At 65.1% G+C, this 26599-nt stretch carries 25 protein-coding genes; 8 read left to right on the top strand and 17 right to left on the bottom strand.

Annotated elements, in window-relative coordinates:
- The first annotated feature begins 83 nt into the window (after window positions 1-83).
- Together rimB and rimK are read left to right on the top strand one after the other, a co-directional pair.
- On the top strand, window positions 84-566 hold the full coding sequence (gene rimB / locus V0R59_RS05765; protein WP_330072739.1) for a retropepsin-like aspartic endopeptidase RimB: 483 nt from the start codon (window positions 84-86) through the stop codon (window positions 564-566).
- Window positions 563-1468: a 30S ribosomal protein S6--L-glutamate ligase gene (rimK, locus tag V0R59_RS05760; protein ID WP_330072738.1), complete on the top strand. Its 906-nt coding sequence runs from the start codon at window positions 563-565 to the stop codon at window positions 1466-1468. Before rimB ends, rimK begins: the two co-directional genes overlap by 4 nt.
- Window positions 1469-1501: 33 nt before the next feature.
- On the opposite strand, the gene V0R59_RS05755 is transcribed toward rimK, so the two are convergent.
- Window positions 1502-2815 (bottom strand): ATP-binding protein, encoded by a 1314-nt coding sequence (locus tag V0R59_RS05755; RefSeq protein ID WP_330072737.1) that lies wholly within the window; start codon window positions 2813-2815, stop codon window positions 1502-1504.
- A gap of 124 nt (window positions 2816-2939) precedes the next feature.
- The gene (gene ompR / locus V0R59_RS05750) at window positions 2940-3680 is read right to left on the bottom strand and encodes an osmolarity response regulator transcription factor OmpR (protein ID WP_042121420.1); all 741 of its coding nucleotides are present in this window, start codon (window positions 3678-3680) and stop codon (window positions 2940-2942) included.
- Between the two features lie 242 nt (window positions 3681-3922).
- Between ompR and V0R59_RS05745 the strand changes: the two genes are divergently transcribed.
- From V0R59_RS05745 to V0R59_RS05730, 4 genes are all read left to right on the top strand, one after another.
- Complete coding sequence (locus V0R59_RS05745; protein ID WP_330072736.1) at window positions 3923-6241, top strand: Tex family protein; 2319 nt, start codon at window positions 3923-3925, stop codon at window positions 6239-6241.
- Window positions 6241-6624 carry a PaaI family thioesterase gene (locus tag V0R59_RS05740; protein WP_330072735.1) on the top strand — a complete coding sequence of 128 codons (384 nt, stop codon included), beginning with the start codon at window positions 6241-6243 and terminating at the stop codon, window positions 6622-6624. The genes V0R59_RS05745 and V0R59_RS05740 overlap by 1 nt, the downstream gene beginning before the upstream one ends.
- Before the next feature lie 153 nt (window positions 6625-6777).
- The gene (gshA, locus tag V0R59_RS05735; RefSeq protein ID WP_330072734.1) at window positions 6778-8361 is read left to right on the top strand and encodes a glutamate--cysteine ligase; all 1584 of its coding nucleotides are present in this window, start codon (window positions 6778-6780) and stop codon (window positions 8359-8361) included.
- Window position 8362: 1 nt separating this feature from the next.
- Window positions 8363-8989, top strand: coding sequence for a TetR/AcrR family transcriptional regulator (locus V0R59_RS05730; RefSeq protein ID WP_330072733.1), 627 nt, complete (start codon window positions 8363-8365; stop codon window positions 8987-8989).
- An 84-nt stretch (window positions 8990-9073) separates the two neighbouring features.
- On the opposite strand, the gene V0R59_RS05725 is transcribed toward V0R59_RS05730, so the two are convergent.
- The 8 genes from V0R59_RS05725 to V0R59_RS05690 all read right to left on the bottom strand — a co-directional run bounded on the left by V0R59_RS05725 (window position 9074) and on the right by V0R59_RS05690 (window position 16271).
- Window positions 9074-9289, bottom strand: coding sequence for a TOBE domain-containing protein (locus V0R59_RS05725; RefSeq protein ID WP_009400132.1), 216 nt, complete (start codon window positions 9287-9289; stop codon window positions 9074-9076).
- A gap of 27 nt (window positions 9290-9316) precedes the next feature.
- Window positions 9317-10129, bottom strand: a complete 813-nt coding sequence (ssuB, locus tag V0R59_RS05720) for an aliphatic sulfonates ABC transporter ATP-binding protein (protein WP_330072732.1) — start codon at window positions 10127-10129, stop codon at window positions 9317-9319.
- Complete coding sequence (gene ssuC / locus V0R59_RS05715; RefSeq protein ID WP_330072731.1) at window positions 10126-10923, bottom strand: aliphatic sulfonate ABC transporter permease SsuC; 798 nt, start codon at window positions 10921-10923, stop codon at window positions 10126-10128. The genes ssuB and ssuC overlap by 4 nt, the downstream gene beginning before the upstream one ends.
- A 10-nt stretch (window positions 10924-10933) precedes the next feature.
- A complete protein-coding gene (ssuD, locus tag V0R59_RS05710; protein ID WP_330072730.1) occupies window positions 10934-12085 on the bottom strand; it encodes an FMNH2-dependent alkanesulfonate monooxygenase in 1152 nt (383 codons plus the stop codon).
- Window positions 12086-12143: 58 nt separating this feature from the next.
- Complete coding sequence (locus tag V0R59_RS05705) at window positions 12144-13109, bottom strand: sulfonate ABC transporter substrate-binding protein (protein WP_330072729.1); 966 nt, start codon at window positions 13107-13109, stop codon at window positions 12144-12146.
- A gap of 99 nt (window positions 13110-13208) precedes the next feature.
- On the bottom strand, window positions 13209-13802 hold the full coding sequence (gene ssuE, locus V0R59_RS05700) for an NADPH-dependent FMN reductase (protein ID WP_330072728.1): 594 nt from the start codon (window positions 13800-13802) through the stop codon (window positions 13209-13211).
- 328 nt (window positions 13803-14130) lie between these two features.
- Window positions 14131-14769 (bottom strand): peroxiredoxin, encoded by a 639-nt coding sequence (locus tag V0R59_RS05695; protein ID WP_330072727.1) that lies wholly within the window; start codon window positions 14767-14769, stop codon window positions 14131-14133.
- 170 nt (window positions 14770-14939) lie between these two features.
- Window positions 14940-16271 (bottom strand): OprD family porin, encoded by a 1332-nt coding sequence (locus V0R59_RS05690; RefSeq protein ID WP_330072726.1) that lies wholly within the window; start codon window positions 16269-16271, stop codon window positions 14940-14942.
- A 344-nt stretch (window positions 16272-16615) separates the two neighbouring features.
- On the opposite strand from V0R59_RS05690, the gene tauA reads away from it, so the two are divergent.
- Window positions 16616-17590 (top strand): taurine ABC transporter substrate-binding protein, encoded by a 975-nt coding sequence (gene tauA, locus V0R59_RS05685; protein WP_330072725.1) that lies wholly within the window; start codon window positions 16616-16618, stop codon window positions 17588-17590.
- Window positions 17591-17626: 36 nt separating this feature from the next.
- On the opposite strand, the gene V0R59_RS05680 is transcribed toward tauA, so the two are convergent.
- From V0R59_RS05680 to V0R59_RS05670, 3 genes are all read right to left on the bottom strand, one after another.
- Entirely contained in the window at window positions 17627-20083 is a 2457-nt protein-coding gene (locus V0R59_RS05680) for a TonB-dependent siderophore receptor (RefSeq protein ID WP_330072724.1), read from the bottom strand.
- Between the two features lie 88 nt (window positions 20084-20171).
- Window positions 20172-21155: a FecR domain-containing protein gene (locus tag V0R59_RS05675; RefSeq protein WP_330072723.1), complete on the bottom strand. Its 984-nt coding sequence runs from the start codon at window positions 21153-21155 to the stop codon at window positions 20172-20174.
- Window positions 21152-21673 (bottom strand): sigma-70 family RNA polymerase sigma factor, encoded by a 522-nt coding sequence (locus tag V0R59_RS05670; RefSeq protein ID WP_330072722.1) that lies wholly within the window; start codon window positions 21671-21673, stop codon window positions 21152-21154. The genes V0R59_RS05675 and V0R59_RS05670 overlap by 4 nt, the downstream gene beginning before the upstream one ends.
- 179 nt (window positions 21674-21852) lie before the next feature.
- Here V0R59_RS05670 and V0R59_RS05665 point away from each other — a divergent pair, with 179 nt between their 5' ends.
- Window positions 21853-22755, top strand: a complete 903-nt coding sequence (locus tag V0R59_RS05665) for a hypothetical protein (RefSeq protein WP_330072721.1) — start codon at window positions 21853-21855, stop codon at window positions 22753-22755.
- Between the two features lie 12 nt (window positions 22756-22767).
- On the opposite strand, the gene V0R59_RS05660 is transcribed toward V0R59_RS05665, so the two are convergent.
- From V0R59_RS05660 to V0R59_RS05645, 4 genes are read right to left on the bottom strand one after another with little or no spacing between them, the layout of a single operon-like run.
- On the bottom strand, window positions 22768-24042 hold the full coding sequence (locus tag V0R59_RS05660; protein WP_330072720.1) for a VWA domain-containing protein: 1275 nt from the start codon (window positions 24040-24042) through the stop codon (window positions 22768-22770).
- Window positions 24043-24044: 2 nt separating this feature from the next.
- Window positions 24045-25298, bottom strand: coding sequence for a VWA domain-containing protein (locus V0R59_RS05655; RefSeq protein WP_330072719.1), 1254 nt, complete (start codon window positions 25296-25298; stop codon window positions 24045-24047).
- Window positions 25299-25343: 45 nt separating this feature from the next.
- Entirely contained in the window at window positions 25344-25847 is a 504-nt protein-coding gene (locus V0R59_RS05650; RefSeq protein ID WP_330072718.1) for a hypothetical protein, read from the bottom strand.
- Window positions 25848-25857: 10 nt separating this feature from the next.
- Window positions 25858-26559 carry a hypothetical protein gene (locus V0R59_RS05645; protein WP_330073013.1) on the bottom strand — a complete coding sequence of 234 codons (702 nt, stop codon included), beginning with the start codon at window positions 26557-26559 and terminating at the stop codon, window positions 25858-25860.
- Window positions 26560-26599 lie beyond the last annotated feature (40 nt).

Raw genomic sequence — 26599 nt, 5'->3', positions numbered from 1 at the left:
ATGGAACTGTACTACCTTCACTTACGGATGCAAAAAGTCCGCTGCCTGCTTACAGTTCACCGACTTTCCCCGGGTTGTGCATCGTGAAGACATTTGATCATTTGAGCGTTATCGGTTTGCGCGAGTGGGTGGCCTTGCCCGACCTCGGCCTGGCCGGCCTGCGCGCCAAGATCGACACCGGCGCCAGCACTTCCAGCCTGCATGCCACCGAGGTCGAGCCGTTCATGCGCAACGGCGAGCGCTGGGTGCGCTTCAACGCCCACCTGGGCACGGTGGTGCAATTGCGTCACCGCCGCTGCGAAGCGCCGCTGGTGACCATGAAGACCATCAAGAGCTCCAACGGCCAGGCCCAGGTGCGCTATGTGATCCGCACGCCGCTGGCGCTGGGCGATCGGGTCTGGGAGGTGGAATTTACCCTGGCCTGTCGCAAGGCCATGCGCTATCGCCTTCTGCTCGGTTCAAAAGCCTTGATACATGGCCAACTGGTAGTCAACCCGGGTCTCAAGTACGTTCAGGACAAGCCGGTGTTCCCGGCGACCATTACCCCCTCCACAGGTGCTGCATGAAGATCGCTGTGCTGTCGCGAAACCCGCGTCTGTATTCCACCCGTCGCCTGGTCGAGGCCGGTACGCAACGGGGCCATCAAATGGTGGTGATCGATACCCTGCGTGCCTACATGAACATCGCCAGCCACAAGCCGCAGATCCACTATCGCGGCAAGCCGCTGGAAGGCTTCGACGCGGTGATTCCGCGGATCGGCGCCTCGGTGACCTTCTATGGCTGCGCGGTGCTGCGCCAGTTCGAAATGATGGGCGTGTTCCCCCTCAACGAATCCGTGGCCATCGCCCGTTCACGGGACAAACTGCGCTCCCTGCAACTGCTGTCGCGGCGTGGCATCGGCCTGCCGGTGACCGGCTTCGCCCACTCGCCGGACGACATTCCCGACCTGATCCAGATGGTCAATGGCGCACCGCTGGTGATCAAGGTGCTGGAAGGCACCCAGGGCATCGGCGTGGTGCTGTGCGAGACGACCAAGGCCGCCGAGTCGGTGATCGAGGCGTTCATGGGCCTGAAGCAGAACATCATGGTCCAGGAATACATCAAGGAAGCCGGTGGCGCGGATATCCGCTGCTTCGTGGTGGGTGACAAGGTCATCGCCTCGATGAAGCGCCAGGCCAAGCCCGGGGAGTTCCGTTCCAACCTGCACCGCGGCGGTACCGCCAGCCTGATCAAGGTCACCCCGGAAGAGCGCATGACCGCGATTCGCGCGGCCAAGGTCATGGGCCTGAGTGTCGCGGGCGTGGATATCCTGCGCTCCAATCACGGGCCGCTGGTGATGGAGGTGAACTCGTCGCCGGGGCTGGAAGGCATCGAGACCACCACCGGCAAGGACGTTGCCGGGATGATCATCGAGCATCTGGAGAAGAACGGCGGGCCGAACCTGACCCGGACGAAAGGCAAGGGCTGAGCCGATCGGGGCTGCGCAGCAGCCCCGGAATCGCTAGACCGCGTCCCGCGGCAGCAGCAGACCCAGCGGCAGCCTGACCCTGGCCTCGATGCCGCCGCCGGAACGGTTGCGCAACTCCACGTTACCGCCATGCTGGGCAGCGATCCGCTTGACGATCGCCAGGCCCAGGCCGGTGCCCTTGCCGCTGCGCGCGCGGTCGCCGCGAATGAACGGATTGAAGATCGCCTCCAGCTCGCCCGGATCGATGCCGGCACCACGGTCGAGCACGCTCAGCACCACGTAGGGCGCGCTGCTGTCACCGGAGACATAGGCTGCCACCTCGACGCCCTTGCCCGCGTGATACAGGGCGTTGCCGATCAGGTTGTTGAGCAAGCGCTTGATCGAGACACGACGCAGCGGGAAGGGCGGGATCGGTTCCAGGCACAGGCGCACCTGTTCCTCGGGCTGGTTGAACGGTGCGACCACTTCCCGCACCAGGTCGCTGAGATCGACTTCTTCCACCGGTTCGTCACGGCCATCGCGGATGAAGGCGAGGAACTGGTCGAGGATCGCGTCCATGTCCTCGATGTCGCGGACCATGTCGTCGGTCAGGTCGTTGTCGCTGGCCAGCATGGAGAGCGACAGGCGCAGGCGCGTCAGGGGCGTGCGCAGGTCGTGGGAGACGCCGGCGAGCATCAGTTCGCGCTCGCGGCCGGCCTGTTCCACGTCCTCGGCCATCTGGTTGAAGGCGCGATAGACCTCGGTCATCTCGCTCGGCGTGTCGCTGATCGGCAGGCGCACGCTGCGCCCCTGGCCCAGCTGCCGGGCCGCGAACACCAGGCGTTTCAGCGGCTGGTTGAGCTGACGCACGAAGATCCACGCCGAGGCGGTGGACAGCAAGCCGATGGCGAGGAACCAGCCGAGCACGTTCCAGATCTTCTGGCCGCGCAGCGGGTGCGGGTACAGCGGCACTTTCAGCCAGTCGTCGCCCAGGCTTGGCGCCCGTACCCACAGCGCCGGCGGCGCATGCACGCGCAGGCGAACCTCGGTGTCCTCGCCCAGCTCGGCCTGCATCTGGCGCTGGTAGATCTCGCTGTAGGGCCAGTGCTGTTCGCCCTCGGGCACGCCGTTGCCGGTGACGCGGATCAGCCCGGCGGCCTCGGCGATCTTCTCCCGGTCCGACTCGTCCGCCGCCCAGTACGCGCGCAGGGTCAGCGCGACGCCGTGGCTGTACTGGCGATCGACCAGCACGTCCTCGTTCATCAGCAGGTAGACCAGGGTCAGCGCCTTGGAAAACAGGACGACGATCAGCACCAGCCACAGCGTGCGGGCGAAGAAGCTTTGCGGGAACCACAGCGGCGTTTTCATGGACAACGGCTACACACTTGGCAGGCGCGAGCGCGGCTCGCGGGCTTTGCGGGGCTGATCATGCAAAAGCAGGGCAACCCTGCGGTGGCCCTGCTTTCGATGCATCACGGCAAACGACGATGGATCACTTGCTGGCGTTGCCATCCGGGACGAAGACATAGCCGACGCCCCAGACGGTCTGGATATAACGCGGTTTGGACGGGTCCGGCTCGATCATCCGGCGCAGGCGCGAGATCTGCACGTCGATGGAGCGCTCCAGCGCATCCCACTCGCGGCCGCGGGCCAGGTTCATCAGCTTGTCGCGGGTCAGCGGCTCGCGGGCATGCATGACCAGCGCCTTGAGCACGGCGAACTCGCCGGTGGTGAGCATGTGCACTTCGTCGCCACGCTTGAGCTCGCGGGTGGCCAGGGACAGCTCGTAGTCGCCGAAGGTGACGGTTTCGTCCTCGCTGCCCGGCGCGCCCGGCACCGATGGCGTCTGCCGGCGCAGCACGGCCTTGACCCGGGCCACCAGCTCGTCGGGGTTGAACGGCTTGGCCAGGTAGTCGTCGGCGCCCAGTTCCAGGCCCTTGATGCGGCTCAGCTCGTCGCCCTTGGCGGTGAGCATGATGATCGGCACCTGGTTGTTCGCCGCGCGCAGGCGACGGCAGGCGGAGAGGCCGTCCTCGCCAGGCAGCATCAGGTCGAGGACCACCAGGTTGAAGACTTCGCGCGCCAGCAGGCGGTCCATCTGTTCGACATTGGGTACAGCCCGCGCGCGATAGCCTTTGCTGGTGAAGAATCGCTCCAGCAGGCTGCTCAGGCCCGGGTCGTCGTCGACGATGAGGATCTTTTCGCCTTCGGCTGTTTGTGCAGTGCTGCTCATGGATAGCTCCTTTAATCTCGGCGCGCATTATGGCTTAGCCGCCATTTGACAGTGCCGAGCTCATTGTTAGCAGATTTTTCCCCATGTGCCAGCGGAAAGGTCCGGCAGGCTGGCCCGGCGCTATCACCGCAACCCCGGCGCGCTGGGTATAATGCGCCGCTTTCACCGAGCGCCGCCTTGCCCCGACGCCCTCTGGCGCCGGCCCCCGCGGCCCAAGCATTCACAATTTGTCAGGTGGTTTTATGGACAGCATCAACAGCCGCATCGCCGAGGAACTCGGCGTCCGCCCGCAACAGGTCGAGGCGGCCGTGGCTCTACTTGATGAAGGCTCCACGGTGCCTTTTATCGCCCGTTACCGCAAAGAAGTGACCGGCAGCCTGGATGACACCCAGCTGCGCAACCTCGAAGAGCGCCTGCGCTACCTGCGCGAACTCGACGAGCGCCGCGCCAGCATCCTCGCCAGCATCGAGGAGCAGGGCAAGCTGACTCCGGAGCTGGCTCGCGAGATCAAGCTGGCCGACACCAAGACCCGCCTCGAAGACCTCTATCTCCCGTACAAGCAGAAGCGCCGCACCAAGGGCCAGATCGCCCTGGAAGCCGGCCTTGGCGAGCTGGCCGACGGCCTGCTGGCCGACCCGCAGCTGAATCCGGAAAGCGAAGCCGCGCGCTTCGTCGACGCCGAGAAAGGTGTCGCCGACGTCAAGGCCGCGCTGGAAGGCGCCAAGTACATCCTCATGGAGCGCTTCGCCGAAGACGCCAGCCTGCTCGACAAGCTGCGCGGCTTCCTCAAGCAGGAAGCGACCCTGGCGGCCCGCCTGGTGGCCGGCAAGGAAGAGGAAGGCGCCAAGTTCCGCGACTACTTCGAACATGACGAACCGCTCAAGAGCGTGCCATCGCACCGCGCCCTGGCGATCTTCCGCGGCCGCAACGAAGGCGTGCTTTCCGCCTCGCTGAAGGTCGGCGAGGAGCTGCCAGGCACCCTGCACCCGTGCGAAATGATGATCGCCGAGCGTTTCGGCCTGGGTAACCAGGGCCGTCCGGCCGACAAATGGCTGGCCGAGGTGGTGCGCTGGACCTGGAAGGTCAAGCTCTACAGCCACCTGGAAACCGACCTGTTCGGCGAACTGCGCGACAACGCCGAAGGCGAGGCGATCAACGTCTTCGCCCACAACCTTCACGACCTGCTGCTGGCCGCCCCGGCCGGCCCGCGCGCGACCCTGGGCTTCGACCCGGGCCTGCGTACCGGATGCAAGGTCGCCGTGGTCGATGCCACCGGCAAGCTGCTGGACCACACCACGGTCTACCCGCACGCGCCGAAGAACGACTGGGACCGTACCATCTCCATCCTCGCCGCCCTGTGCGCCAAGCACTCGGTGGAACTGGTGGCCATCGGCAACGGCACCGCCAGCCGCGAGTCCGACAAGCTCATCAGCGAGCTGGTCAAGAAATACCCGGCACTGAAAGTCACCAAGGTCATGGTTTCCGAGGCCGGTGCGTCGGTGTACTCGGCTTCCGAACTGGCTGCCCGCGAATTCCCCGACCTGGACGTGTCGATCCGTGGCGCGGTGTCCATTGCCCGCCGCCTGCAGGACCCGCTGGCCGAGCTGGTGAAGATCGATCCGAAGTCCATCGGTGTCGGCCAGTACCAGCACGACGTGTCCCAGCTCAAGCTGGCCCGTGGCCTGGACGCGGTGGTCGAGGACTGCGTGAACGCCGTCGGCGTCGACGTCAACACCGCCTCGGTGGCGTTGCTGGCGCGCATCTCCGGCCTGAACAGCACCCTGGCGCAGAACATCGTCAGCCACCGTGACGCCAACGGCGCGTTCAAGACCCGCGCGGCGCTGAAGAAGGTCAGCCGCCTCGGCGAGAAGACCTTCGAACAGGCCGCCGGCTTCCTCCGCGTGATGAACGGCGACAACCCGCTGGACGCCTCCGCGGTGCACCCGGAAGCCTACCCGCTGGTCCAGCGCATCGCCGCCGACACCGACCGCGATATCCGCTCGCTGATCGGCGACAGCGGTTTCCTCAAGCGCCTCGATCCGAAGAAGTTCACCGACGAGACCTTCGGTCTGCCCACCGTCACCGACATCCTCCAGGAGCTGGACAAGCCCGGCCGCGACCCGCGTCCGGAGTTCAAGACCGCCGAGTTCCAGGAAGGCGTCGAGGACCTCAAGGACCTGCAGCCGGGGATGATCCTCGAAGGCGTGGTGACCAACGTCACCAACTTCGGTGCCTTCGTCGATATCGGCGTGCACCAGGATGGCCTGGTGCACATCTCGGCGTTGTCGGAGAAGTTCATCAAGGACCCGCGTGAAGCGGTCAAGGCCGGCGACGTGGTCAAGGTCAAGGTCATGGAAGTGGATATCCCGCGCAAGCGCGTCGGCCTGTCCATGCGCATGAGCGACACCCCGGGCGAGAAGGTCGATGGCGCCCGTGGCAGCCGTCCGGGCTCGGCGCCGCGCCAGCAGGGCGCGCCGGCGCGGGTCAAGGAGACCCCGCCACCGGCCAACAACGCCATGGCTTCGCTGTTCGCCAACGCCAAGCAGTTGAAGAAAAAGTGATGGACGTGCCTGAAGGGATAGTCCAGAGCGCCTTCAGCCAGTTGCTGGGCTGCCGTCTGCAACGCCTTGAAGAAGGCGTTGCCGAGGTGGTCCTGGCCCTGGAGCCGCACCTGCGCAACCGCGGCGGTTTCCTCCACGGCGGGGCGATCTTCAGCCTGGTGGACATCGCCATGGGCCTGGCCTGCTCCAGCAGCCACGGCTTCGACCAGCGCAGCGTCACCGTTGAGTGCAAGATCAACTACATGCGTGCGGTCAGCGAAGGCGAAGTAACCTGCACCGCCCGGGTGCTGCATGCCGGGCGTCGCACGCTGGTTCTGGACGCCGACGTGCTTCAGGGCGACAAACTCGTCGCCAAGGCCCAAGGCACGTTCGCCATCCTCTAGCCGCAAAAGGCCATCTGCGGTACTTTCGGCAGTGCGCGGGCACTGCCGATTTCCTGCGAAAACCAGGCGACAACGCCAGTTCCTCCTGTCCACCCTTGTAGACCGTCATCTCCACCCCCATATCGGGGCGACTGACGTGTGAAGGAATCCATCTTGAGCGAACTTCTCAACCGCCGCCTGAGCCTGCTCGGTCAGGGCGACAACCTCTCCCTGCTCAAGCAGTGCCTGCACGGCATCGAGCGTGAATGCCTGCGCGTGACCGAGGACGGTCGCCTGGCCCAGACTCCCCACCCCGAGGCCCTGGGCTCGGCGCTGACCCACGAACAGATCACCACCGACTATTCCGAGTCGCTGCTGGAGTTCATCACCCCGGCACTGGCCGACCCGGCGCAGACCCTGGCAAGCCTGGAGAACATCCACCGCTTCGCCTACAGCCGGCTCGGTGGCGAATACCTGTGGAGCCCGTCGATGCCGTGTCCGCTGCCGGCGGAAGAAGACATCCCGATCGCCTGGTATGGCACCTCGAACATCGGTCAGCTCAAATACGTCTACCGCAAGGGCCTGGCCCTGCGGTACGGCCGCACCATGCAGTGCATCGCCGGTATCCATTACAACTTCTCGCTGCCGGAGGCCCTGTGGCCGCTGCTGCGTGAAGCCGAAGGCAAGGAGGGCGACGACCGTGACTACCAGTCGTCGGCCTACATCGCCCTGATCCGCAATTTCCGTCGCTACAGCTGGCTGCTGATGTACCTGTTCGGGGCCTCGCCGGCACTGGACGCCGGCTTCCTGCGCGGTCGCCCGCACCAGCTGGAATCCTTCGACGCCGACACTCTGTTCCTGCCCTGGGCCACCAGCCTGCGCATGAGCGACCTGGGCTACCAGAGCAACGCCCAGGCGGGCCTGACCCCGTGCTACAACGACCTCACCAGCTACACCGACAGCCTGCGCCGTGCCGTGGCCACGCCGTACGCACCGTACGTCGAGATCGGCACGCACCAGGACGGCGAGTGGGTGCAGCTGAACACCAACATCCTGCAGATCGAGAACGAGTACTACTCGAACATCCGTCCCAAGCGCGTGACCTACACCGGCGAGCGGCCGATCCAGGCGCTGGTGGCCCGCGGCATCCAGTACATCGAAGTGCGCTGCCTGGACATCAACCCGTTCCTGCCCACCGGCATCGACCTGCCGCAGGCGCGTTTCCTCGACGCCTTCCTGCTGTTCTGCGCCCTGGAAGACAGCCCGCTGCTGGAAAACGGCGAATGCGGCCAATGCACCGACAACTTCCTCAAGGTGGTCAAGGAAGGGCGTCGCCCGGGCCTTGAACTGCACCGCGACGGTCAGCCGGTCAGCCTGAAGACCTGGGCTTCCGAACTGCTGGCGCGCATCGCACCGCTGGCCGAGTTGCTCGACCAGGCCCACGGCAGCGACGAGCACCACCGCGCCCTGGCCACCCAGGCCGCCAAGGTCGACGACCCGGCGCTGACCCCGTCGGCCCAGGTCCTGGCCAGCATGACCGAGAACCAGGAGAGCTTCGCCCGCTTCGCCCTGCGCCAGAGCCAGCTGCACGCCGACTACCTGCGTGGCGAGCGCCTGCCGGCGGACGAGGAAGCGCGTTTCGAAGCCATGGCCCGCACCTCGCTGGAGGAACAGGCGCGTCTGGAGCAACAGGAGGTCGGTGATTTCGACCTGTTCGTCGGTGCCTACCAGGCCAGCATCCTGGCGATCAGCAACTGACATGAGCCGCGGTACCACCCCTCGCAAACCCCGCGCCCGCAGCCAGGCGCGGATCGACTCGATCCTCGACGCGGCCCGCGCCCTGCTGGCCAGCGAGGGCGTGGCCAGCCTGTCGATCTACAGCGTCGCCGAGCGCGCGCAGATCCCGCCGTCGTCGGTCTATCACTTCTTCGCCAGCGTCCCGGCATTGCTCGAAGCGCTGACGGCGGATGTCCATGGCGCCTTCCGCGCCTGTCTTGAGGAACCAATAGATCCGGGCCACCTGAACAGCTGGCGTGATCTGGCGCGACTGGTGGAAATGCGCATGCTGGCGATCTACCAGGAGGACGCCGCGGCGCGGCAGTTGATCCTGGCGCAGCATGGCTTGAGCGAGGTGACCCAGGCCGACCGGCAGCACGATATCGAGCTGGGCGACCTGATGCACAAGCTGTTCGAGCAGCATTTCCGCTTGCCGGAGTTGCCGCAGGAAGTGGATGTGTTCGCCTTGGCGATGGAGTTGAGCGACCGGGTGTATGCCCGTTCGATCCAGGTCCACGGGGCGATCACGCCGCGCATGGCGGAGGAGGGGATGCGGGTGTTCGAGGCGTATGTGGGGCTGTATCTGCCGCCGTTCCTGCCCAAACTCTGAAAGAGCATCGCTGGCAAGCCAGCTCCCACAGGGGCCGTGGTGCACGCGGTCCCTGTGGGAGCTGGCTTGCCAGCGATTGAGGTCTCACAGCTTGGCGATGGAAACCTCGGTCGATTTCACGAAGGCAATCACTTCGCTGCCGATGGTCAGTTCCAGTTCTTTCACCGAACGGGTGGTGATCACCGAAGTGACGATGCCCGAGGCGGTCTGCACATCGATTTCCGACAGTACCGGACCTTCCAGGATTTCCTTCACGGTGCCCTTGAACTGGTTACGCACGTTGATCGCTTTGATAGTCATGTCTTTGCTTCCTTCACGGGTCTTAGGTCAATGAGCCCAGCGCAGTTGCGTAGGCAAGGGTGCTACGGGTTCGGGCTCGGGCGGGGTGCCCGGGACCGAGAGAACACGGTTCAATACTTCGCTTTCCAGGGCCGCCAGGCGGTGTGAGCCACGCACCCGCGGCCGTGGCAGGTCGACCTGCAGGTCCAGGCCGATCTCGCCGTCCTCGATGAGGATCACCCGGTCGGCGACCGCCACCGCTTCGGCGACGTCATGGGTCACCAGCAACACGGTGAAGCCATGCTTGCGCCACAGGTCTTCGATCAACTGCTGCATTTCGATCCGGGTCAGGGCATCCAGCGCCCCCAGCGGTTCGTCGAGCAGCAGCAGGCGCGGCTGGTGGATCAGGGCACGGGCCAGGGCCACGCGCTGTTTCTGTCCGCCGGACAGGGCCGCCGGCCATTCATTGGCGCGGTCGGCCAGGCCCACCGCTTCCAGCGCCTGGCGGGCGCGGTCCTGCCATTGGCCTTCGAGGCCCAGGCCCACGTTGTCGATCACCCGCTTCCATGGCAGCAGGCGCGCTTCCTGGAACATCAGGCGGGTGTCTTCGCGGGCTTCTTCGAGCGGCGCCGCGCCGGCCAGCAGTTGTCCACCCGTAGGCTGGTCGAGACCGGCCAGCAGGCGCAGCAGGGTGCTCTTGCCGCAGCCGCTGCGACCGACGATGGCGACGAACTGCCCGGCCGGGATATGCAGGTCGATATCCCGCAGCACCTTGCGCTGGCCGAAGGCCTTCTCGACGTTGCGGGCCGCCAGCGGGATGCCACGCAGCAGGCGCGGCGGTTGTTCCTTGAGAATGCTCATGCGCCGTCTCCCTTGCTTGGCTGATAGGCCGGGTGCCAGCGCAGCCAGACCCGTTCCAGACCGCGAGCGGCGAGGTCGGCGAGCTTGCCCAGCACGGCGTAGAGGACGATGGCCAGCACCACCACATCGGTCTGCAGGAACTCCCGTGCGTTCATCGCCAGGTAGCCGATGCCGGCGTTGGCCGAGATGGTCTCGGCGACGATCAGGGTCAGCCACATGAAGCCGAGGGCGAAGCGCACGCCCACCAGGATCGACGGCAGCGCACCCGGCAGGATCACCTGGCGGAACAGCGAGAAGCCGCTCAGGCCGTAGCTGCGGGCCATTTCCACCAGCGCCGGGTCGACGTTGCGGATGCCGTGGTAGGTATTCAGGTAGATCGGGAACAGGGTGCCGAGGGCGACCAGGAAGATCTTCGCCGACTCATCGATGCCGAACCACAGGATCACCAGCGGGATCAGCGCCAGGTGCGGCACGTTGCGGATCATCTGCACCGAGCTGTCCAGCAGACGCTCGCCCCAGCGCGACAGGCCGGTGATGAAGCCCAGGGTCAGGCCGATGCTGCCGCCGATGACGAAGCCCAGTCCGGCACGCCAGCCACTGATGGCCAGGTGGGTCCAGATCTCGCCGCTGCGCACCAGCTCGACGCCGGCCGCGATCACCGCGCTGGGTGCCGGCAGGATGCGTGTCGACAGCCAGCCGGCGCTTACCGCCAGTTGCCAGATCGCCAGCAGTGCCACCGGCAGGGCCCAGGGCGCGAGGCGCTGGGTCCAGGGTGTGGAAGAAGAACGACTCATGGGCGGTTCCTCACAGCTGCGCCGCGGATTTCTTGGGCAGGATGTCGTTGGCCACCATCTCGCCGAACGGGCTGACATAGCCACGTTCCTGCGGCAGCGACGGGCGCTCGACGTCCAGGTGCGGGAACAGCAGTTCGGCGACCCGGTACGACTCTTCCAGGTGCGGGTAGCCGGAGAAGATGAAGGTGTCGATGCCGAGGGCTGCGTATTCCTTCACGCGGGCGGCCACGGTCGGACCGTCGCCCACCAGCGCGGTGCCGGCACCGCCACGCACCAGGCCGACGCCGGCCCACAGGTTGGGGCTGACTTCCAGGTTGTCGCGGTTGCCGCCGTGCAGGGCGGCCATGCGCTGCTGGCCGACCGAATCGAAGCGTGCCAGGGAGGCCTGGGCGCGGGCGATGGTGTCGTCGTCCAGGTGGGAAATCAGGCGCTCGGCGGCTTTCCAGGCCTCGTCGTTGGTCTCGCGGACGATCACGTGCAGGCGGATGCCGAAGCGCACGGTGCGGCCCAGCTTCGCGGCCTTTTCACGGACCTCGGCGATCTTCTCGGCGACGGCGGCCGGTGGCTCGCCCCAGGTCAGGTACAGCTCGACCTGCTCGGCGGCGAGGTCTTGCGCCGCTTCCGACGAGCCACCGAAGTACAGTGGCGGACGCGGTTGCTGGATCGGCGGGTAGAGCAGCTTGGCGCCCTTCACCGTGATGTGCTGGCCGTCGTAGTCGACCGTCTCGCCTTCCAGCACCCGGCGCCAGATGCGGGTGAATTCCACCGAAGCCTGGTAACGCTCTTCATGGCTGAGGAACAGGCCGTCGCCGGACAGTTCCTCAGGGTCGCCACCGGTCACCAGGTTGAACAGCGCGCGACCGTTGGACAGGCGGTCGAGAGTCGCCGCCTGGCGTGCGGCCACGGTCGGCGAAATGATCCCCGGACGCAGGGCGACGAGGAATTTCAGGCGCTGGGTCACCGGGATCAGCGACGCGGCCACCAGCCAGGAATCCTCGCAGGAGCGCCCGGTGGGGATCAGCACGCCACCGAAGCCGAGGCGGTCGGCCGCCTGGGCCACTTGCTGCAGGTAACCGTGGTCGACGGCGCGAGCGCCTTCGGCGGTGCCAAGGTAATGGCCGTCGCCATGGGTCGGTAGAAACCAGAAAACGTTGAGGCTCATTGGAGTTGTCTCCTAAGGGTGGCTCAGACCGGGGCGGCGCCCCGGCGCAGGCGAAACGTCAGGGTGCGGTGGCGACCTTGGCCGGCGGCGTCCAGATCACGTCCTTGATGCTCAGCGGCTTGGGAATCAGCTTCAGGCTGGTGAAGGTGTCGGCGATCTTCTGCTGCGCAGCGACCACTTCCGGGGTGAGGAAGCCGGCGCCGTAGCCCTGGCGCTTGACCGAGGTCAGGGTGATGTCGGCGGGCAGGCCGAGCAACGGGGCGACCTGGTCGGTGACTTCCTGCGGGTTGGCCTTGGACCATTCGCCGACGGCGCGGACCTCGTCCACCAGGGCGCTGATCACCTCAGGATGCTGCTGGGCGTAGGGCTTGGTCGCCAGGTAGAACTGGTGGTTGTCGACGATGCCCTGGCCATCGCGCAGGGTGCGGGCTTGCAGTTGCTGCTCGGCGGCGGCCTGGTACGGGTCCCAGATCACCCAGGCATCGACGCTGCCACGCTCGAAGGCGGCGCGGGCGTCGGCAGGCGGCAGGAACACCGGCTGGATGTCGCTGTATTTCAGGCCGGCGTCTTCCAGGGCACGGACCAGCAGGTAGTGCACGTTGGAGCCTTTGTTGAGGGCGACCTTCTTGCCCTTGAGTTCCTTCACCGACTGGATCGGCGAGCCCTTCGGCACCAGGATCGCTTCGCTGTGCGGCGCAGGTGGCTCATAGGCGACGTAGAGCAGGTCGGCGCCGGCGGCCTGGGCGAATACGGGCGGGGTTTCGCCGGTCACGCCGAAGTCGATCGAGCCGACGTTGAGGCCTTCCAGCAGCTGCGGGCCGCCGGGGAATTCGGTCCATTGCACTTGCACGCCCTGGGCGGCGAGGCGTTTTTCCAGGGAGCCCTTGGCCTTGAGCAGGACCAGGGTGCCGTATTTCTGGTAGCCGATACGCAGGGTCTCGGCCTGGGCTTGGGTGATGGCGCCGAAGGTGACAGCCGCAGCGAACAGAGCGGCCAGACCACGACGCAAAACGACAGTGCGCATAGCGCTCTCCTTTTGCAGTTGTTGGGTTCGGGCTGCACCTGCTTGCCTCGTTGTCGGGCGAGTAAGGTGGAGGTGACACGATGAAACGGTTGTGGCCGGTCAGATGCTCCAGCGGGCACTGATCAGGCGTTCGTTGAGCAGGCCGGGCGCCAGGGGTTTCGGGCGGCGGGCCAGGGCACTGTGGAACAGCTCCAGCGATTCGTTCAGGCGCTGCTCCAGGGCAGGCGCCAGGTGGGCCGGGAGGTTGCCCTGGCCGTAGGCGATCTGGCTGTCGTCGGCGAAGATCCCTTGCAGGGTCTCCTGCGCCTTGAGGGCCGAAAGCACGGGCTTGAGGGCGTAGTCCACGGCCAGCATGTGGGCGATGCTGCCGCCGGTGGCGACGGGCAGCACGACCTTGTGGTTCAGGGCGCGCTCGGGCAGCAGGTCGAGCAGGGTCTTCAGGGCGCCGGCGAAGGAGGCCTTGTACACCGGGGTGGCGACGATCAGGCCGTCGGCCTGTTCCACCAGTTGCTGGAAGTGCTGCACCTGCGGGCTGTCGAAGCGGGCATGGAGCAAGTCTTCGGCGGGGAAGTCCCGCACCTGGAAGGTCACCACTTCCACGCCCTGGCCCTGCAGCCAGTCGCGGGCGCGTTCGAGCAGGACGCCGGAGCGTGAACGCAGGCTGGGACTTCCACCAATAGAAACGACCAACATTGAATGCGCATCCTTGGAACTGAACTGAAGGGCCCGCGAGTTAGGTGGCTCGCTGGAATGGAGTGACAGTAACAGGGTGTCGCATATATCTAGAAATCATATTTTTTCATTTGTTTATATGAATTGGAGATAAGACATCGGCCGGCACAAAACCCTGTGGGAGCTGGCTTGCCAGCGATGACGTTGGTGAATTCACTGCCGCAATCGCTGGCAAGCCAGCTCCCACAAGGTTCTCCACAAGGTTCGAGAGTGGTGAACAGCAGGCAAAAAAAAGGGCCGTCGAAACGGCCCGAAAATCCCTGCTATGGCTAGAGCACTACGATGAATCTCAACGGTTCGGCTGCGGGGTCAAGCGCAGGTATGGCTTGACCGCGCGGTAGCCCTTCGGAAAGCGGCGCTTGATCTCTTCCTCGTCCTTCAGCGACGGCACGATCACCACTTCGTCACCGTCCTGCCAGTTGGCCGGGGTGGCGACCTTGTGGTTGTCGGTGAGCTGCAACGAGTCGATCACCCGCAGGATCTCGTGGAAGTTGCGCCCGGTGCTGGCCGGGTAGGTGATGGTCAGGCGGATCTTCTTGTTCGGGTCGATCACGAACAAGGAACGCACGGTGAGGGTGTCGCTGGCGTTGGGGTGGATCAGGTCGTACAGGTCGGAGACCTTGCGGTCGGCGTCGGCCAGGATCGGGAAGTTGACCGTGGTGCCCTGGGTCTCGTTGATGTCCTCGATCCAGCGGTGATGGGAATCCACCGGGTCCACCGAGAGGGCAATGGCCTTGACCCCGCGTTCGGCGAACTGCTCCTTGAGCTTGGCGGTGAAGCCCAGCTCGGTGGTGCACACCGGGGTGAAGTCGGCCGGGTGCGAGAACAGCACGCCCCAGCTGTCGCCGAGCCACTCGTGGAAGCGGATCTTACCGGCGCTGGAATCCTGTTCGAAGTCGGGGGCGATGTCGCCGAGTCTGAGGCTCATGGTGCGGGTCCTTGGCTGGGTGCGTTGATGGTTCAACTGTGCCTGCGAAGGATGAAAAATAAAAAGAATAAATATCGATTTATTCAGAACTTAAACGAATAACAAATGGCAGACAAAACAACGCCCGCGCGGGATGGGGTCCGGGCGGGCGTTGGTTATCTCGCGGCGGGTTACAGCAGCGGGATGGAGTAGCTCAGGATGACGCGGTTTTCGTCCTGGGCGTGGTTGGTAGCAGCCAGGTCGCTACGCCATACGGCGTTTTTCCACATCACGCCGAAGTTTTTCAGCGGGCCTTCCGGTACTACGTAAGCCACGGTGATGTCGCGTTCCCACTCGGAACGGTCACCGACGGCGGCGTCGATGTTGTCGCCCTTCAGATAGACCACACCGGCGGTCAGGCCAGCTACGCCAACCTTGGCGAAATCGTAGGAGTAGCGAGCCTGCCAGGTACGCTCGCCGGCACGACCGAACTTCTGGATCTGCGAGTCGGTGATGGTGTAGTTGGACGAGCCGTCACCCTGGTTCAGCCAAGGGAAGTCGCTGTCGCCGTTGCTGACCTGATAGCCGCCACCGAAGGTATGACCAGCGACGGTGTACAGGAACAGGGCGCTGTACAGGTCGTTGTCGACTTTACCCTTGGTGTTGCCGCCGCCGTAGTAGCCGGTGGTGTACCAAGCTGCAGTGTCACCGTTCTTGCCGTCATCGGTACTGTGGAAGTAACGGAAGTCAGACTTCAGTACGCCCGGGCCAATCGCCCAATTGTGCACGGCGCCCAGGTAGTGCTGCTTGTAGAAGTCTTCCAGGCCACCGTACCAGTACTGAACCAGCAGGTCCTTGGTCAGCTTGTAGTCGGCACCGGCGTAGCGGAACTGGTTGCTGAACCGGCCGTTACGGTAGGTGGTGCCGCCGTTGGCGCCGCCGATGGACAGACCTTCGGTGTTCGAGGAGTTACGACCTTTGACGTGCTCGATCTGGCCTGCGGTCAGGGTCAGGTCCTTGATCTCGTTCGAGACGATCTGACCGCCTTCGAAGGTTTGTGGCAGCAGGCGACCGTCGTTGTACGAGATGACCGGGGTCTTCGGCAGCAGGGTGCCGTAGCGCAGTTCGGTCTGGGAAATCTTGACCTTGGCGGTAGCGCCCAGGCTGGAGAAGTCGTTGACAGCTTCGCCGTTGCTCTCGGTCGGGAACACGATGCCGCCGTAGGCTCTGCTGTTCGCGTTACCGTGGTGCGCCCGGCTCGAATCCAGACGAACGCCGTAGAGGCCGATCGCATCGACACCGAAGCCGACGGTGCCTTGGGTGAAGCCCGAGGTGTAGTCGAGCTGGAAGCCTTGGCCCCACTCTTTCTGGGTAGCGCCGCTGTTGGCGTTGCGGTTGTCGCTGTTGATATAGAAGTTACGCAGCTTCAGCGTAGCTTTGCTGTCTTCGATAAAACCGGCAGCGCCTGCTTGCTGGGCCAGAACCCCAAGGGCCACGGCAAGAGTCAGGGTCGACTTCTTCATAAATGAATTGCTCCTCTCGTTTTCTAATTCTTGTGGTTCGTTAACGGCTGGATCTTGGTGTCCGGCTCGTTGTCGATGGGCGATTAGCACCAAAGGGTGACCATCGAGTCAATCGTAACTAGTCGTTTCAAGACTTTGGTCTAATGCGCCATGCTGGGGGCGAAGGATAATTACAATTTCATAAATCCAAAAAGAATTATTTGCGAATTTTTAAGATTTTTTTGACATAACCAACAAATTTTTCACAAACCTTCCGTCACATAAGCTAATTCCAAAAAAGTATTTTTTTGTTTGTTTTTAGATCATCTAGCTTTATGGCCTTTCCCCAACAGGATCCGGCCGCCATGAAACCGTCACGCCCGCTCAGATTATTCACCGCCCTGGCCCTGACCGGCTTGACCCTGGTCAGCCACGCGGCCGGCCTTACCGTCGGCTACCAGACCGGCATCGACCCCAGCAAGGTGCCCCAGGCGGATGGCACCTACGAGCAGGCCATCGGCGAAAAAATCGACTGGCGTCGTTTCAACAGCGGTCCGGAAGTGGTTACCGCCATTGCCTCCGGCGACGTGCAGATCGGCAATCTCGGCTCCAGCCCCCTGGCTGCCGCGGCGTCGCGCAAGCTGCCCATCGTGGCCTTCATCGTCTCCGCCCAGATCAACGCCGCCGAGGCGCTGGTGGTGCGCAACGGCAGCGGCATCGACAACCCGCAGGACCTGGTGGGCAAGACCATCGCCACGCCCTTCGTCTCCACCTCGCACTACAGCCTGCTCGGCGCGCTCAAGCACTGGGGCCTGGACACCCGCCAGGTGAAGGTGGTGAACCTGCAGCCGGCGGAAATCGCCGCGGCGTGGAAGCGTGGGGATATCGATGGCGCCTTCGTCTGGTCGCCGGCCTTGGGCGAGATCCGCAAGACCGGCAAGACCCTCACCGACGCCGCCGAGGTGGGTGGCTGGGGCGCGCCGACCTTCGAGGTGTGGGTGGCACGCAAGGACTTCGCCGAGAAGCACCCGGACGTGGTGGCGAAGTTCGCCAGGGTCACCCTGCAATCCTTCGCCGACTACACCGCGAACAAGGCGCAGTGGACCGCGGATTCGGTGCCGGTGCAGAAGATCGCGAAATTGACCGGCTCCAACCCCGCCGACGTGCCGGAACTGCTCGCCGGCTCGGCCTTCCCCGATGCCCAGGCCCAGGCAGGCCTGCTGCAGAGCCAGACCCCGGCCGCCATTGCCGAGACGGCGAAGTTCCTCAAGGAGCAGGGCAAGGTGGAAACCGTGCTGCCGGACTACGCGCCGTTCGTGAGCGCGAAATTCGTGCAGTAGAAAACTGGGGCCGCTAAGCAGCCCCCATTGCGGTTATCAGAACAACCGATAGCGCGCCGTCACCATGAAGTTGCGCGGCTCACCGACGAAGTTGCCCTCGGTCGGCCCGGTGATGGTCGAGTAGTAGTGCTTGTCGAAGACGTTGTTGAGGTTGAAGTCCAGGTCCAGGTGGCGGGTCACCGCGTAGCTGCCGTTCAGGTCGAACACGGTGTAGCCACCTTGCTCCACGCCCCACGGACTGTAGATCCGGCTCTGGGTGCGCATGCCGCCGCCGACCTGCCAGCGCTCCAGCTCACCGGGCAGGCGATAGCGGGTGTAGAGCTTGAACAGGTTTTCCGGCAGGTTGGTCCCGTAGCGCTTGCCCTTCGAGAACGCGCTGATCGGGCTGTAGTCGGACTCCTTGATCCGCTCCGCATGGTTGTAGGTGTATCCCGCCGAGACCTGCCAATCCGGAGTCAGCGCACCGCTCAGTTCCAGCTCGATGCCGCGACTGCGGATCTCTCCCGCCGAGGCATAGCAACTGGCGAACGGATCGCTGCAGGCGCTCTGCGTCAGGGACTCCGGCAGGTTCTCCAGGTCGACCTGGAAGATCGCCAGGCTGCTGTTGAGGCGACCGTCGAAGTGTTCGCCCTTCAGGCCGATTTCGTAGTTGGTGCCCTGGATGGGTTCGAGCACGCCACCGGAGGCCGTCTGCTCGCTCTGTGGCTGGAAGATCCGCGTCCAGCTGGCGTACACCGAGTAGTGCTCGTCGAGGTCGTAGACCACGCCGACATAGGGGGTGAACTCGCCGGTGACGCTGAAATCCGCCTGTCCGTACGGGTAGTCGCCGTCGTAGAACACCTTGTCCATCTTGTACCAGTCCAGGCGCGCACCGGCGATCAGCGTCAGCGGGTCGCTCAGGCTCAGGCGGACGGTGCCGTAGAGCCCGCTCTGCTCGACGCGCTGCTGGCTGGACACCGCACCGTAGGCGGTGATGGGCGGCTTGGCCATGCTCTTCGGATCCCAGTTGGTCGGGTCGAAGGTGATGATGTCGAGGGCATCGAGGTCGAAGCTGTCGCGGGTCTTGAACGGGCCACCGATGTTGTCCCAGTCGCTGACCCGGCGGCTGGCGCCGAACACCGCCGAGTGGGTGCGCCCGCCCAGGCTGAACGGACCGCTGACATAGCCATCCAGGCTGTACTGGTCGCGGTCGTAGTCGTAGGCACCGCCGCGCAGGGTCATGCTCGGGCGGCCGTTGGCGTCGACGCTGCTCTGGCTGATGAAGGTGCCTTCCATGTTCATTTCGCTGGTGATCCTGGTTGCCGCGGCGCGGGCTTTCCAGTCGTTGGCGAAGCGGTGTTCGAGGTCGGCGAAGACGGTGGTGCTTTCCTTGTTCCAGTACGACCAGCTCGGGCTCATGCGGGTCGAGCGCGATACCGGCAGGAAACTGCCGTCCGCAGCGGTGCCGATGCCGTTCCAGTCGGCGCCTGGGTTGTTTTCGTTGCTGTAGGACACGCCCACGGCCAGGGTGGTGGCGTCGTTCAGATCGGCTTCGACGATGCCGTAGAGCAGGGTGCGTTCATTGCTCAGGTCGTCGATGAACGAGTCCTTCTTCTGGTAGCTCAATACGGTCCGGCCACGCAGCGACCCCTGTTCATTGAGTGCGGAGCTGGCATCCAGCTCGAACAGACGGTTGTCCCAGCTGCCGAAACCGCCGTTGAGCGAGACCTGCGGTGCCACGGTGGGACGCTTGCGCACCAGGTTGATCGAGCCTCCCGGCAAGCCCGCGCCCTCCATCAGGCCGGTGGCGCCGCGGACCACCTCGACGCGGTCGTACATCGCCAGCGAGCCTGTGGATAGCGCCGCTTCCTCGTAGGCCACGGGGACACCGTCGTACATCAGGTTTTCCAGGGAAAACCCGCGGGAGTTGAAGCGCGGGCGCTCGGCGCCCCATTGCGTCAGGGTCAGGCCGGGGGTGTGCTTGACCACGTCGCTGAGGGTGGTCATGGCCTGGTCGTCCATGCGCTGGCGGGTGACCACGCTCACCGACTGTGGGGTTTCCCGGGGCGACAGGGCGAGCTTGGTCGCCGAGGCCATGGCGCCCGTGGTGTAGGAGCCGGAATGTTCAGTCACCTCGCCCAGGCCGCTGCCCGATACCGTGGTCGCGCCCAATTGCACCGAGCCGTCGGTGGCCGCCGGCTCCAGGGTCAGGCTGCCATTGGCGGTCACCCGCAACTGCAGACCGCTGCCGGCCAGTGCTTGTTGCACTGCCTGTTGCACGCTCAGGTCGCCGCGCACCGCACGGGCCTGGCGCCCTTCGAGCAGGGCCGGGTCGGCGACGATGCTCTGCCCGCTCTGCCGGGCGATCTGGCGCAGCACGTCGTCCAGCGGTGCGGCGGGAATGTCGTAGCGCTGCACGGGCTCGGCGGCATGGGTGAATGGCACCAGGGCCAGGTTCAAGGCCAGCGATACCGCCAGGGCCAGGTGGGCGGGACGCAACAGGACAGGACGCATCGGGGGAACTTTCCTCGCTGAAATCAGTGGATGTTTCCTGCTAGGTCAAACGAAGCGGGAAATCCCCTCACTCCAGGCGAAAGATTTTTCAGGCGTGACCCTGGCGTCGCTCGATCAGGGTCAACGGACCGTAGTCGCGCACCTCGATGGGCAGGGTCTGGGCCAGGGTTTCCAGGGCACGCTGGGTGTCATCGAGGGAGAACACGCCGAATACCCGCAGGCTCGCCGCCGCCTCGGAAATCCGCAGCAGGCCATGGCGGTACGGGCGCAGGCTGTCGATCACCGCGCCCAGCGGCTCGTCGCGGACATCCACCAGTCCGTCCAGCCAGGCGTCGGCACGGTTCTGTCCCACGGCCAGCGGGAACAGTCCGTCATCGTCGAAGCGCAGGCCGTTGCCGGCGTCGACCGTCATGCTCTGGTCCTGGCTGTTGCGCACCAGCACGCTGCGTTGCTGGACCGCGACGCGGGTCTGGTCGGCCAGCCGGCGCACGGTGAAACGACCGTCCAGGGCGATGATCCGGCCTTGCGCGGTGCGCACGTGGAACGGTCGTTGCGGGTCCGCCGCGACCGTCAGGCTCAGTTCGCCATCGTGCAGGCGCAGTACCCGGCGTTGCTCGCTGAAGTCCATGTCCACGCTGCTGCGCGCGTTGAGCACCAGATCGCTGCCATCGGGCAGGTGCACGCGCTTGCGCTCGCCGGTGGCGCTGTGCAGGTCGGTGAGCAGCGCGCCCAGCGGCATGTGCCGCTGCAGCGCAAGCAAGCCCGGCAAACCCAGCATGACGGCCAGCGCGGTGCCCCCGCGCAGCAGCTTGCGCCGCTCCAGCGACAGCCCCGACGAACGCAGGGCACCGATGGCCGCGCGGGCGCTGCCCGGGTTGTTGCGGTTGGCCTGGCGCAGCGGGTCGAGGCTGGGCTCGAAGGCACCTTGCAGCGCTTGCCACGCCTGGCGGTGACCGGCATCGGCGTCGAGCCAGCGGTTGAAGGCCTGGTGTTGCTCGGGCCTGGCAAGGCCGGAGTCGAGCAGCACCATCCAGTCGATGGCGGCCTTCACGGTATCGGGCAGCGGGTTCATCCGTGGGGCGCCTCGTAGCGGGCCAGGTAGCAGTGGGTCAGGGCGCGGCGGATCCAGCGTTCCACGGTGGCCAGGGAAACGTTCATCTCCACGGCGATCTGCGGATGCGTCAGGCCTTCCAGCCGATTGAGCAGGAACGCGTGGCGCACCTTGCCGGGCAGGCCGGCCAGCAATTGGTCCACGGCCATCACCGCTTCACGCAGGAGGGCGAATTCTTCCTCCGACGGTGCCACCGCCTCGGGCAGGCTGGCGAGGGCTTCGAGGTAGGCCCGTTCCAGCTCGCTGCGGCGCCAGAAAGTGTAGAGCACGCGCTTGGCGATCACGCAGAGGAATGAGCGCGGTTCGTCGATGCGCTCCAGTTGCGGCGAGGTCAGGGTGCGCAGGAAGGTGTCCTGGGTCAGGTCGGCGGCATCGGCGTGGCAATGCAGGCGACGCAGTAGCCAGCCCATCAGCCAGTGATGGTGCTCGGCATACAGGCGCTGGAAGTGCTCCCGCGCAATGGCGTTGGACTCGGGCATGGGAATGAGGTGTCAATGTGAATTGTTCTCATTCTTTTCTTTTTGTTCTGGCCATTGCAAGAGGCAGGTGATGTCATTTCGCTGCTTACGCTTCTAGGCAGCGTCTTCGCAGGTTAAATTGCCAGCACTTTCCGGCATGTGCCCATGCCGGGCCGTTCATCGAAGAAGGAGCTGCGAGCATGAGTCTTTGGGACGACTTGAAGAAAAAGGCCATCGACGCCAACCCGGAACTGGCCGCCAAGGCCGCCCAGGCAATGGAAAAGGCCCGCGAGCTGGCAGTGGAGGCCGGGCAGAAGGCTGCGCCGTTGCTCAAGGAAGCCAGCGAAAAGGCCACTGCCTATGCCCAGGAAAAGACCCCGGTACTCAAGGCCCAGGCACTCAAGGCCATCGACGATGCCAAGGTCCGCCGCGCTGCCCTGCGTGAACAGGCCAAGCGCGACAAGGCGGCCCGCGCAGAGATGATCCGCACCATGTACGACATCACCCTCGAACCCGGTGACGTCAACTTCATCGAGGAGCCCTTCCACCATTTCGAGCGCCAGTTCGCCTTCTTCATGGTCACCGGCGAAGTGCTCGATACCCAGAAGCGCAACCACAACGAGCTGCATGCCAGCCATTACCACAACGGTGGTGGCGGCTACATGCACAACGGCTATGGCTCGATCAGCGGCGGTTCGTCGTCGATGCAGGTCAGCTCCACCAGCGTGCAGGAGCACGAGTTCTGGATCCGTGACGACGAGGATGGCAAGGAGTCGTGCTTCAAGGTGCATGACTCATCGCTCAGCCTGCGTGCAGGCCAGAAGGTCAGCATGGTGTTCATGCATCCGGCGGACAGCCGCACCGGCAAGATGGTCGCGCTGTACAACCACAATGCCGAGCGCAACTACGTGATCAATGGCCCCCAGGAGATCAACCGGCTGTTCGGCATCTACCTGGAGGAGCCGGGTTTCTTCAACCAGAAGGAAGTCACCGAGACCCGCCAGCGCCTGCTGCAGGCGCTGGACCAGCGGATCGGCCAACTGGCCCATTACATGGCGCTGCATGGCAAGCGCAGCGGGCACCTGATCGAAGGCGGTGAGTGAGCCCAGGCGGGCTCAGCAGCCCTTGTCCTGGGAGACTTCCTGGGTCGCCTCCTGCAGCGCTGCCGCCACGGCGGCGGCGTCATCGGCGTTGTAGACCCGGCCACCGGTGTTTTCCGCCGCACAGTTGGAGCCGGTTCTGGCGCTGATATTGACGATATTGATGCGCAGCCGCGGCTTGCTCCGGGCGATGTTCTCCGAGACCTCGCAGATATCGGTCCCGCAGCCGTCGCGGCCATCCACGAACATCACGATCACGCCGTCGCGGTACGCCCCGTCCATCTCCTGCGCCGCCGCTTGCAGGCTGACACCCAATGCGGTGCCGCCGCCGGCGTTGATCTTGCCGATACGCTCGACCAGCTCGCCGCGCTTGTGGAGCCCGAACACGCCATGGTCGACCGGCGTGCGGCAGCCGTTGAACGTCACCAGGCGCATCGCCACGTTCTCGTCGAGGTTATTGATGACCGAGGTCAGCGAGCTCTTGGCCACGTCCATGCGCGTGGTGCGCTTGCCTGGCCCGGCCGGCACGAAGGATTCGACGATCGGGATCTTCGCCATCACGCCGTAGTACCACGGGTCGTCCTCGCGCTTGACCCGCAGGTGCTCGTTCATCGATCCCGAGGTATCGAGGATCACGGTGAACTGTGAGGGCTGGAACGTCTGGCCCGGCGTGCACATGCCGGTCGGGTCGGACTGCCAGCGTGCCCACAGCAGCGGCCAGCTCAGCCATAGCCAGTAGAGCAGGGCAAACAGCAAGCCGAGCAGCAGCCACGGCCAGAGACGCCAGCGACGCCGCTCGACGGCGACCACCACGGGGGCAGGCCGGGGTGGTGGCGGAGGCGGCGGTGCTTTCCTGGGCTGGGGTGGGGGTGGCGGTGGTGGCGGCGGTGCCACCACCGGCTCGGGCTGGCCCCAGCGGACCACCAGCGGCTCGCCGTTGACACTGAACAGGTTGGCCAGGTCGGGCGTACCGATCAGGTTCTGCAACGATCCGGCAGCGCTGCCCTGGTTGCGCTGCTGGAGTTCGGCGGCGAGCTGGGTGACAGCGCCCTGGCGCTCCTGGTAGCGCTGCATCAGGGCCGCCTGCTGGTCCTTGTTCAGGCTCGCATAGGGCTGCGGCTGGCCTTCCAGTTCGGTCCACCATTCCAGTACGCCGTCCCGGCCTTGTCGGGGAATGGCGTAGAGATGCGCGATGCTCGGCGGAAAGTGCTGACGGATCAGCGCCACGCGCTGTTCGAGGGCAGCGGCGGCGTCCTGGCTGGCGAGGGTGTCGCGGAGAACCCGTTGCATCGTTATTCCTGGTTGCAGTTGTTGGTGACTTCCCGGCTCGCCTGCTCCAGCGCGTTTGCGACCTCGGCAGCGTTCTCGCCGCTGTAGACGCGGCCTCCGGTGGTTTCGGCGACACAGTTGGCATCGCTGCTATGGCTGATGTTCACCAGGTTCACCTTCAGTCGCGGTTGTTCCTGGGCTATCTGCCGGGCGACTTCGCAGACATTGCGGTCGCAGCCGTCCGGGCCATCGACGAACATCAGGATCACGCCATCGCGATCACGCCCGTTCATCTTGCCGGCGGCCACTTCCAGGCTGGCGGCCAGGGCCGTGCCGTCGTCCGGCTGCAGCCTGCGGATGCCCTCGATCAGCGCCGGGCGCTGGGCGGGGGTGAACAGGCCATGGTCGATCGGCGCGCGGCAGCCATCGAAGGTGATGATGCGCATGTCGATGGCGCCGTCCAGGTTATCGATCAAGCGCGTCAGGCTCTGCTTGGCCACCTCCATGCGCACCGGCTGACGCGTGACCTGCGCCTTGCGCTGCGAGTCCATGGCCGGGTTGTCGATATTGCGGAAGAACCATTGTTCATCGGCGGAGCTGGCTTCCACGCTCAACTGCATGGAGCCGGAGGTGTCGAGCACCACGGTGAACTCCGGCGGCAACTCCTGCTGCGGCCGCTTGCACGCCTGTTGCGTACTGGTGACGGGCGGCTCGGGCAATGGCGCGCCGGGCTCGAACCAACGCAGCAACCAGGGCCAGGCCAGCCACAGGGCCAGCGCCAGCAACAGCAGGCCGAGCAAGGGCAGCAGGAACCACGGCAGCCAGATCCAGCGCCGCGGCGGGACCACCGGCGCAGGCGGGACAGTGGGGGCAGGCGCTGGCGTCGGGGGTGGCTCGCTCCAACGGATGACCAGCGGCTCGCCGTTGACGCTGTAGAGATTGTCCAGTTTCGGTGGGCCGACCAGCCGCTGCAGCAGCGCGGCCTCCTGCGCCTGACCACGCCCGCGCAGTTCGTTGACCAGTTGCTGCAAGGCATCCTGGCGTTGTGCATGGACATCGAGCAGGGCGGCCTGTTGCTCCGGCGTCAGGTCGTGGTAGCGCTGCGGCTGCCCTTGCAGCTCGGTCCACCACTCGCGGGCGCCGTCCTGACCATTGCGTGGAATGGCGAAGAGTTGCGCCACGCTGGGCGGGAAGTGCCGGGCGATCAACGCCGTGGCCTGCTCCAGCAGCGCTGGGTCGTCCTGCAAGGGACGGGTATCACGGATAACCCGCTGCATGTCGGTGTCCTGGAAAAAGTCGGCAGCCGAAGCTGCCGTGGGGGCTTACTCGTAACCCAGGCTCAGCTGCAAGCGACTGACCTGTTGCTGCAGGTTTTTGAGTTCCTGCTTGCGCGCTTCCAGCTCGGCGCTGCTGGCATTCTTCGCCGGCGCGGCCTGTGCGGCCTTGAGCTGTTGCTCCAGCCCGGCGATCTGCCGCTGTACGTCCTGCTTGTTGCCGTGACGAGCCTTGAGCGTGGCGAGCAGGCCGTTCAGCGATTTCTCCAGGCTGGCCTGCTGGCGTTGCTGGCTGGCCAGGTCCTGGCGGGTGTTGGCCTGCATGGCGCGCAACTCGTCATACACCTGGTTGAACTGGCGGTTCTGCTCCCGTGCGGCCTGCAGGTCCTGCTCGCTGTTGCGCACGCCCTCGGCATAGCCACCGCCGTAGTCGCAATTGAGCTTGCCGACCAGGCTGGTGTCACTGTTCGAGGCGTTGCACTGCGAGGCCGTGGTGGCACAGCCGCCAAGGCTGGCCAGGAGCGCGGTGGCAAAAAGAACACGAAGCGTCATGGTCCGCTCCTTAGCCCAGGGTGATGGCCGAGCGCTGGCTGTAGAGGCCGTCGACCTCTTTCTGCAGCGAGGCGACCTTGGTGTTCATCTTGCTGATTTCAGCCTCGACCTTCTGCACGTCGGCAGCCTTGGCGCCGGAAGCGCGTTCTGCCTGGGCGACCTTCTGGTACTCGGTGACGTTGGTCTGCATGGTTTTCAGGTCACGCTGCATCAGCACCAGGTTCTCGTCGATGTTGGCCAGGTCCTTCTGCGCCTTGGCCTTGTCCAGGTTCTTGGCCTTGATGTTCTTCTGGATGTCGGCGATCTGCTGCTTGTCGTCGGCGATCACGCGTTCCAGGGTGCTGCTGCGTTCGGCAAGCTGGGCGTTCTTCTGCTGCACTTCGCCGGTCATTGCGTTCAGGCGCTCGGTGGTGTTCGAGTACTGTGCGCGACGCTGGTCGAGGTAGTAGTTGGCGCCCATTGCCACGCCACAGGCGGCGACGCCGGCAATCACGGCGCAGGTGGCCTTGTTGCCGGAGTTGGACAGCACGCAGGCGAGGACGCCGGCACCGGCGGCCACGGCGCAGGCCTGGTAGCCCGAGGTGCTGAAGAACTTGGCGTCCTTGCCCTCGGTCAGGCGTGGGTCGGCGGTGCCGCTGGAGCCGGAGGTGCTGCCGAGCATGGAACTGCCGGTGCTGGCGCAACCGGTGACGGCCAGGGCGGCGACCAGCATCAGGCTGATCCACGAGCTGAAACGGGCGGGTTTGTTGAAG

Source organism: Pseudomonas ulcerans (genome assembly GCF_036324125.1).
In the GTDB taxonomy this organism is placed as follows: Bacteria; Pseudomonadota; Gammaproteobacteria; order Pseudomonadales; family Pseudomonadaceae; genus Aquipseudomonas; species Aquipseudomonas ulcerans.
This window is presented reverse-complemented; position numbering and strand designations above follow the sequence as displayed.

Excerpts from the sequence above, each read along its gene's own strand:
- V0R59_RS05745 (WP_330072736.1), top strand. The coding sequence starts at position 3,923 with ATGGACAGCATCAACAGCCGCATCGCCGAGGAACTCGGCGTCCGCCCG.
- V0R59_RS05660 (WP_330072720.1), bottom strand. The coding sequence starts at position 24,042 with ATGCAACGGGTTCTCCGCGACACCCTCGCCAGCCAGGACGCCGCCGCT.
- ssuD (WP_330072730.1), bottom strand. The coding sequence starts at position 12,085 with ATGAGCCTCAACGTTTTCTGGTTTCTACCGACCCATGGCGACGGCCAT.
- V0R59_RS05670 (WP_330072722.1), bottom strand. The coding sequence starts at position 21,673 with ATGCCCGAGTCCAACGCCATTGCGCGGGAGCACTTCCAGCGCCTGTAT.
- V0R59_RS05680 (WP_330072724.1), bottom strand. The coding sequence starts at position 20,083 with ATGCGTCCTGTCCTGTTGCGTCCCGCCCACCTGGCCCTGGCGGTATCG.
- V0R59_RS05650 (WP_330072718.1), bottom strand. The coding sequence starts at position 25,847 with ATGACGCTTCGTGTTCTTTTTGCCACCGCGCTCCTGGCCAGCCTTGGC.
- V0R59_RS05645 (WP_330073013.1), bottom strand. The coding sequence starts at position 26,559 with ATGCTGGTCGCCGCCCTGGCCGTCACCGGTTGCGCCAGCACCGGCAGT.
- ssuC (WP_330072731.1), bottom strand. The coding sequence starts at position 10,923 with ATGAGTCGTTCTTCTTCCACACCCTGGACCCAGCGCCTCGCGCCCTGG.
- V0R59_RS05705 (WP_330072729.1), bottom strand. The coding sequence starts at position 13,109 with ATGCGCACTGTCGTTTTGCGTCGTGGTCTGGCCGCTCTGTTCGCTGCG.
- ompR (WP_042121420.1), bottom strand. The coding sequence starts at position 3,680 with ATGAGCAGCACTGCACAAACAGCCGAAGGCGAAAAGATCCTCATCGTC.
- ssuB (WP_330072732.1), bottom strand. The coding sequence starts at position 10,129 with ATGAGCATTCTCAAGGAACAACCGCCGCGCCTGCTGCGTGGCATCCCG.
- V0R59_RS05755 (WP_330072737.1), bottom strand. The coding sequence starts at position 2,815 with ATGAAAACGCCGCTGTGGTTCCCGCAAAGCTTCTTCGCCCGCACGCTG.
- V0R59_RS05725 (WP_009400132.1), bottom strand. The coding sequence starts at position 9,289 with ATGACTATCAAAGCGATCAACGTGCGTAACCAGTTCAAGGGCACCGTG.
- V0R59_RS05740 (WP_330072735.1), top strand. The coding sequence starts at position 6,241 with ATGGACGTGCCTGAAGGGATAGTCCAGAGCGCCTTCAGCCAGTTGCTG.
- V0R59_RS05695 (WP_330072727.1), bottom strand. The coding sequence starts at position 14,769 with ATGAGCCTCAGACTCGGCGACATCGCCCCCGACTTCGAACAGGATTCC.
- V0R59_RS05675 (WP_330072723.1), bottom strand. The coding sequence starts at position 21,155 with ATGAACCCGCTGCCCGATACCGTGAAGGCCGCCATCGACTGGATGGTG.
- ssuE (WP_330072728.1), bottom strand. The coding sequence starts at position 13,802 with ATGTTGGTCGTTTCTATTGGTGGAAGTCCCAGCCTGCGTTCACGCTCC.
- V0R59_RS05655 (WP_330072719.1), bottom strand. The coding sequence starts at position 25,298 with ATGCAGCGGGTTATCCGTGATACCCGTCCCTTGCAGGACGACCCAGCG.
- V0R59_RS05690 (WP_330072726.1), bottom strand. The coding sequence starts at position 16,271 with ATGAAGAAGTCGACCCTGACTCTTGCCGTGGCCCTTGGGGTTCTGGCC.
- tauA (WP_330072725.1), top strand. The coding sequence starts at position 16,616 with ATGAAACCGTCACGCCCGCTCAGATTATTCACCGCCCTGGCCCTGACC.
- V0R59_RS05730 (WP_330072733.1), top strand. The coding sequence starts at position 8,363 with ATGAGCCGCGGTACCACCCCTCGCAAACCCCGCGCCCGCAGCCAGGCG.
- V0R59_RS05665 (WP_330072721.1), top strand. The coding sequence starts at position 21,853 with ATGAGTCTTTGGGACGACTTGAAGAAAAAGGCCATCGACGCCAACCCG.
- rimK (WP_330072738.1), top strand. The coding sequence starts at position 563 with ATGAAGATCGCTGTGCTGTCGCGAAACCCGCGTCTGTATTCCACCCGT.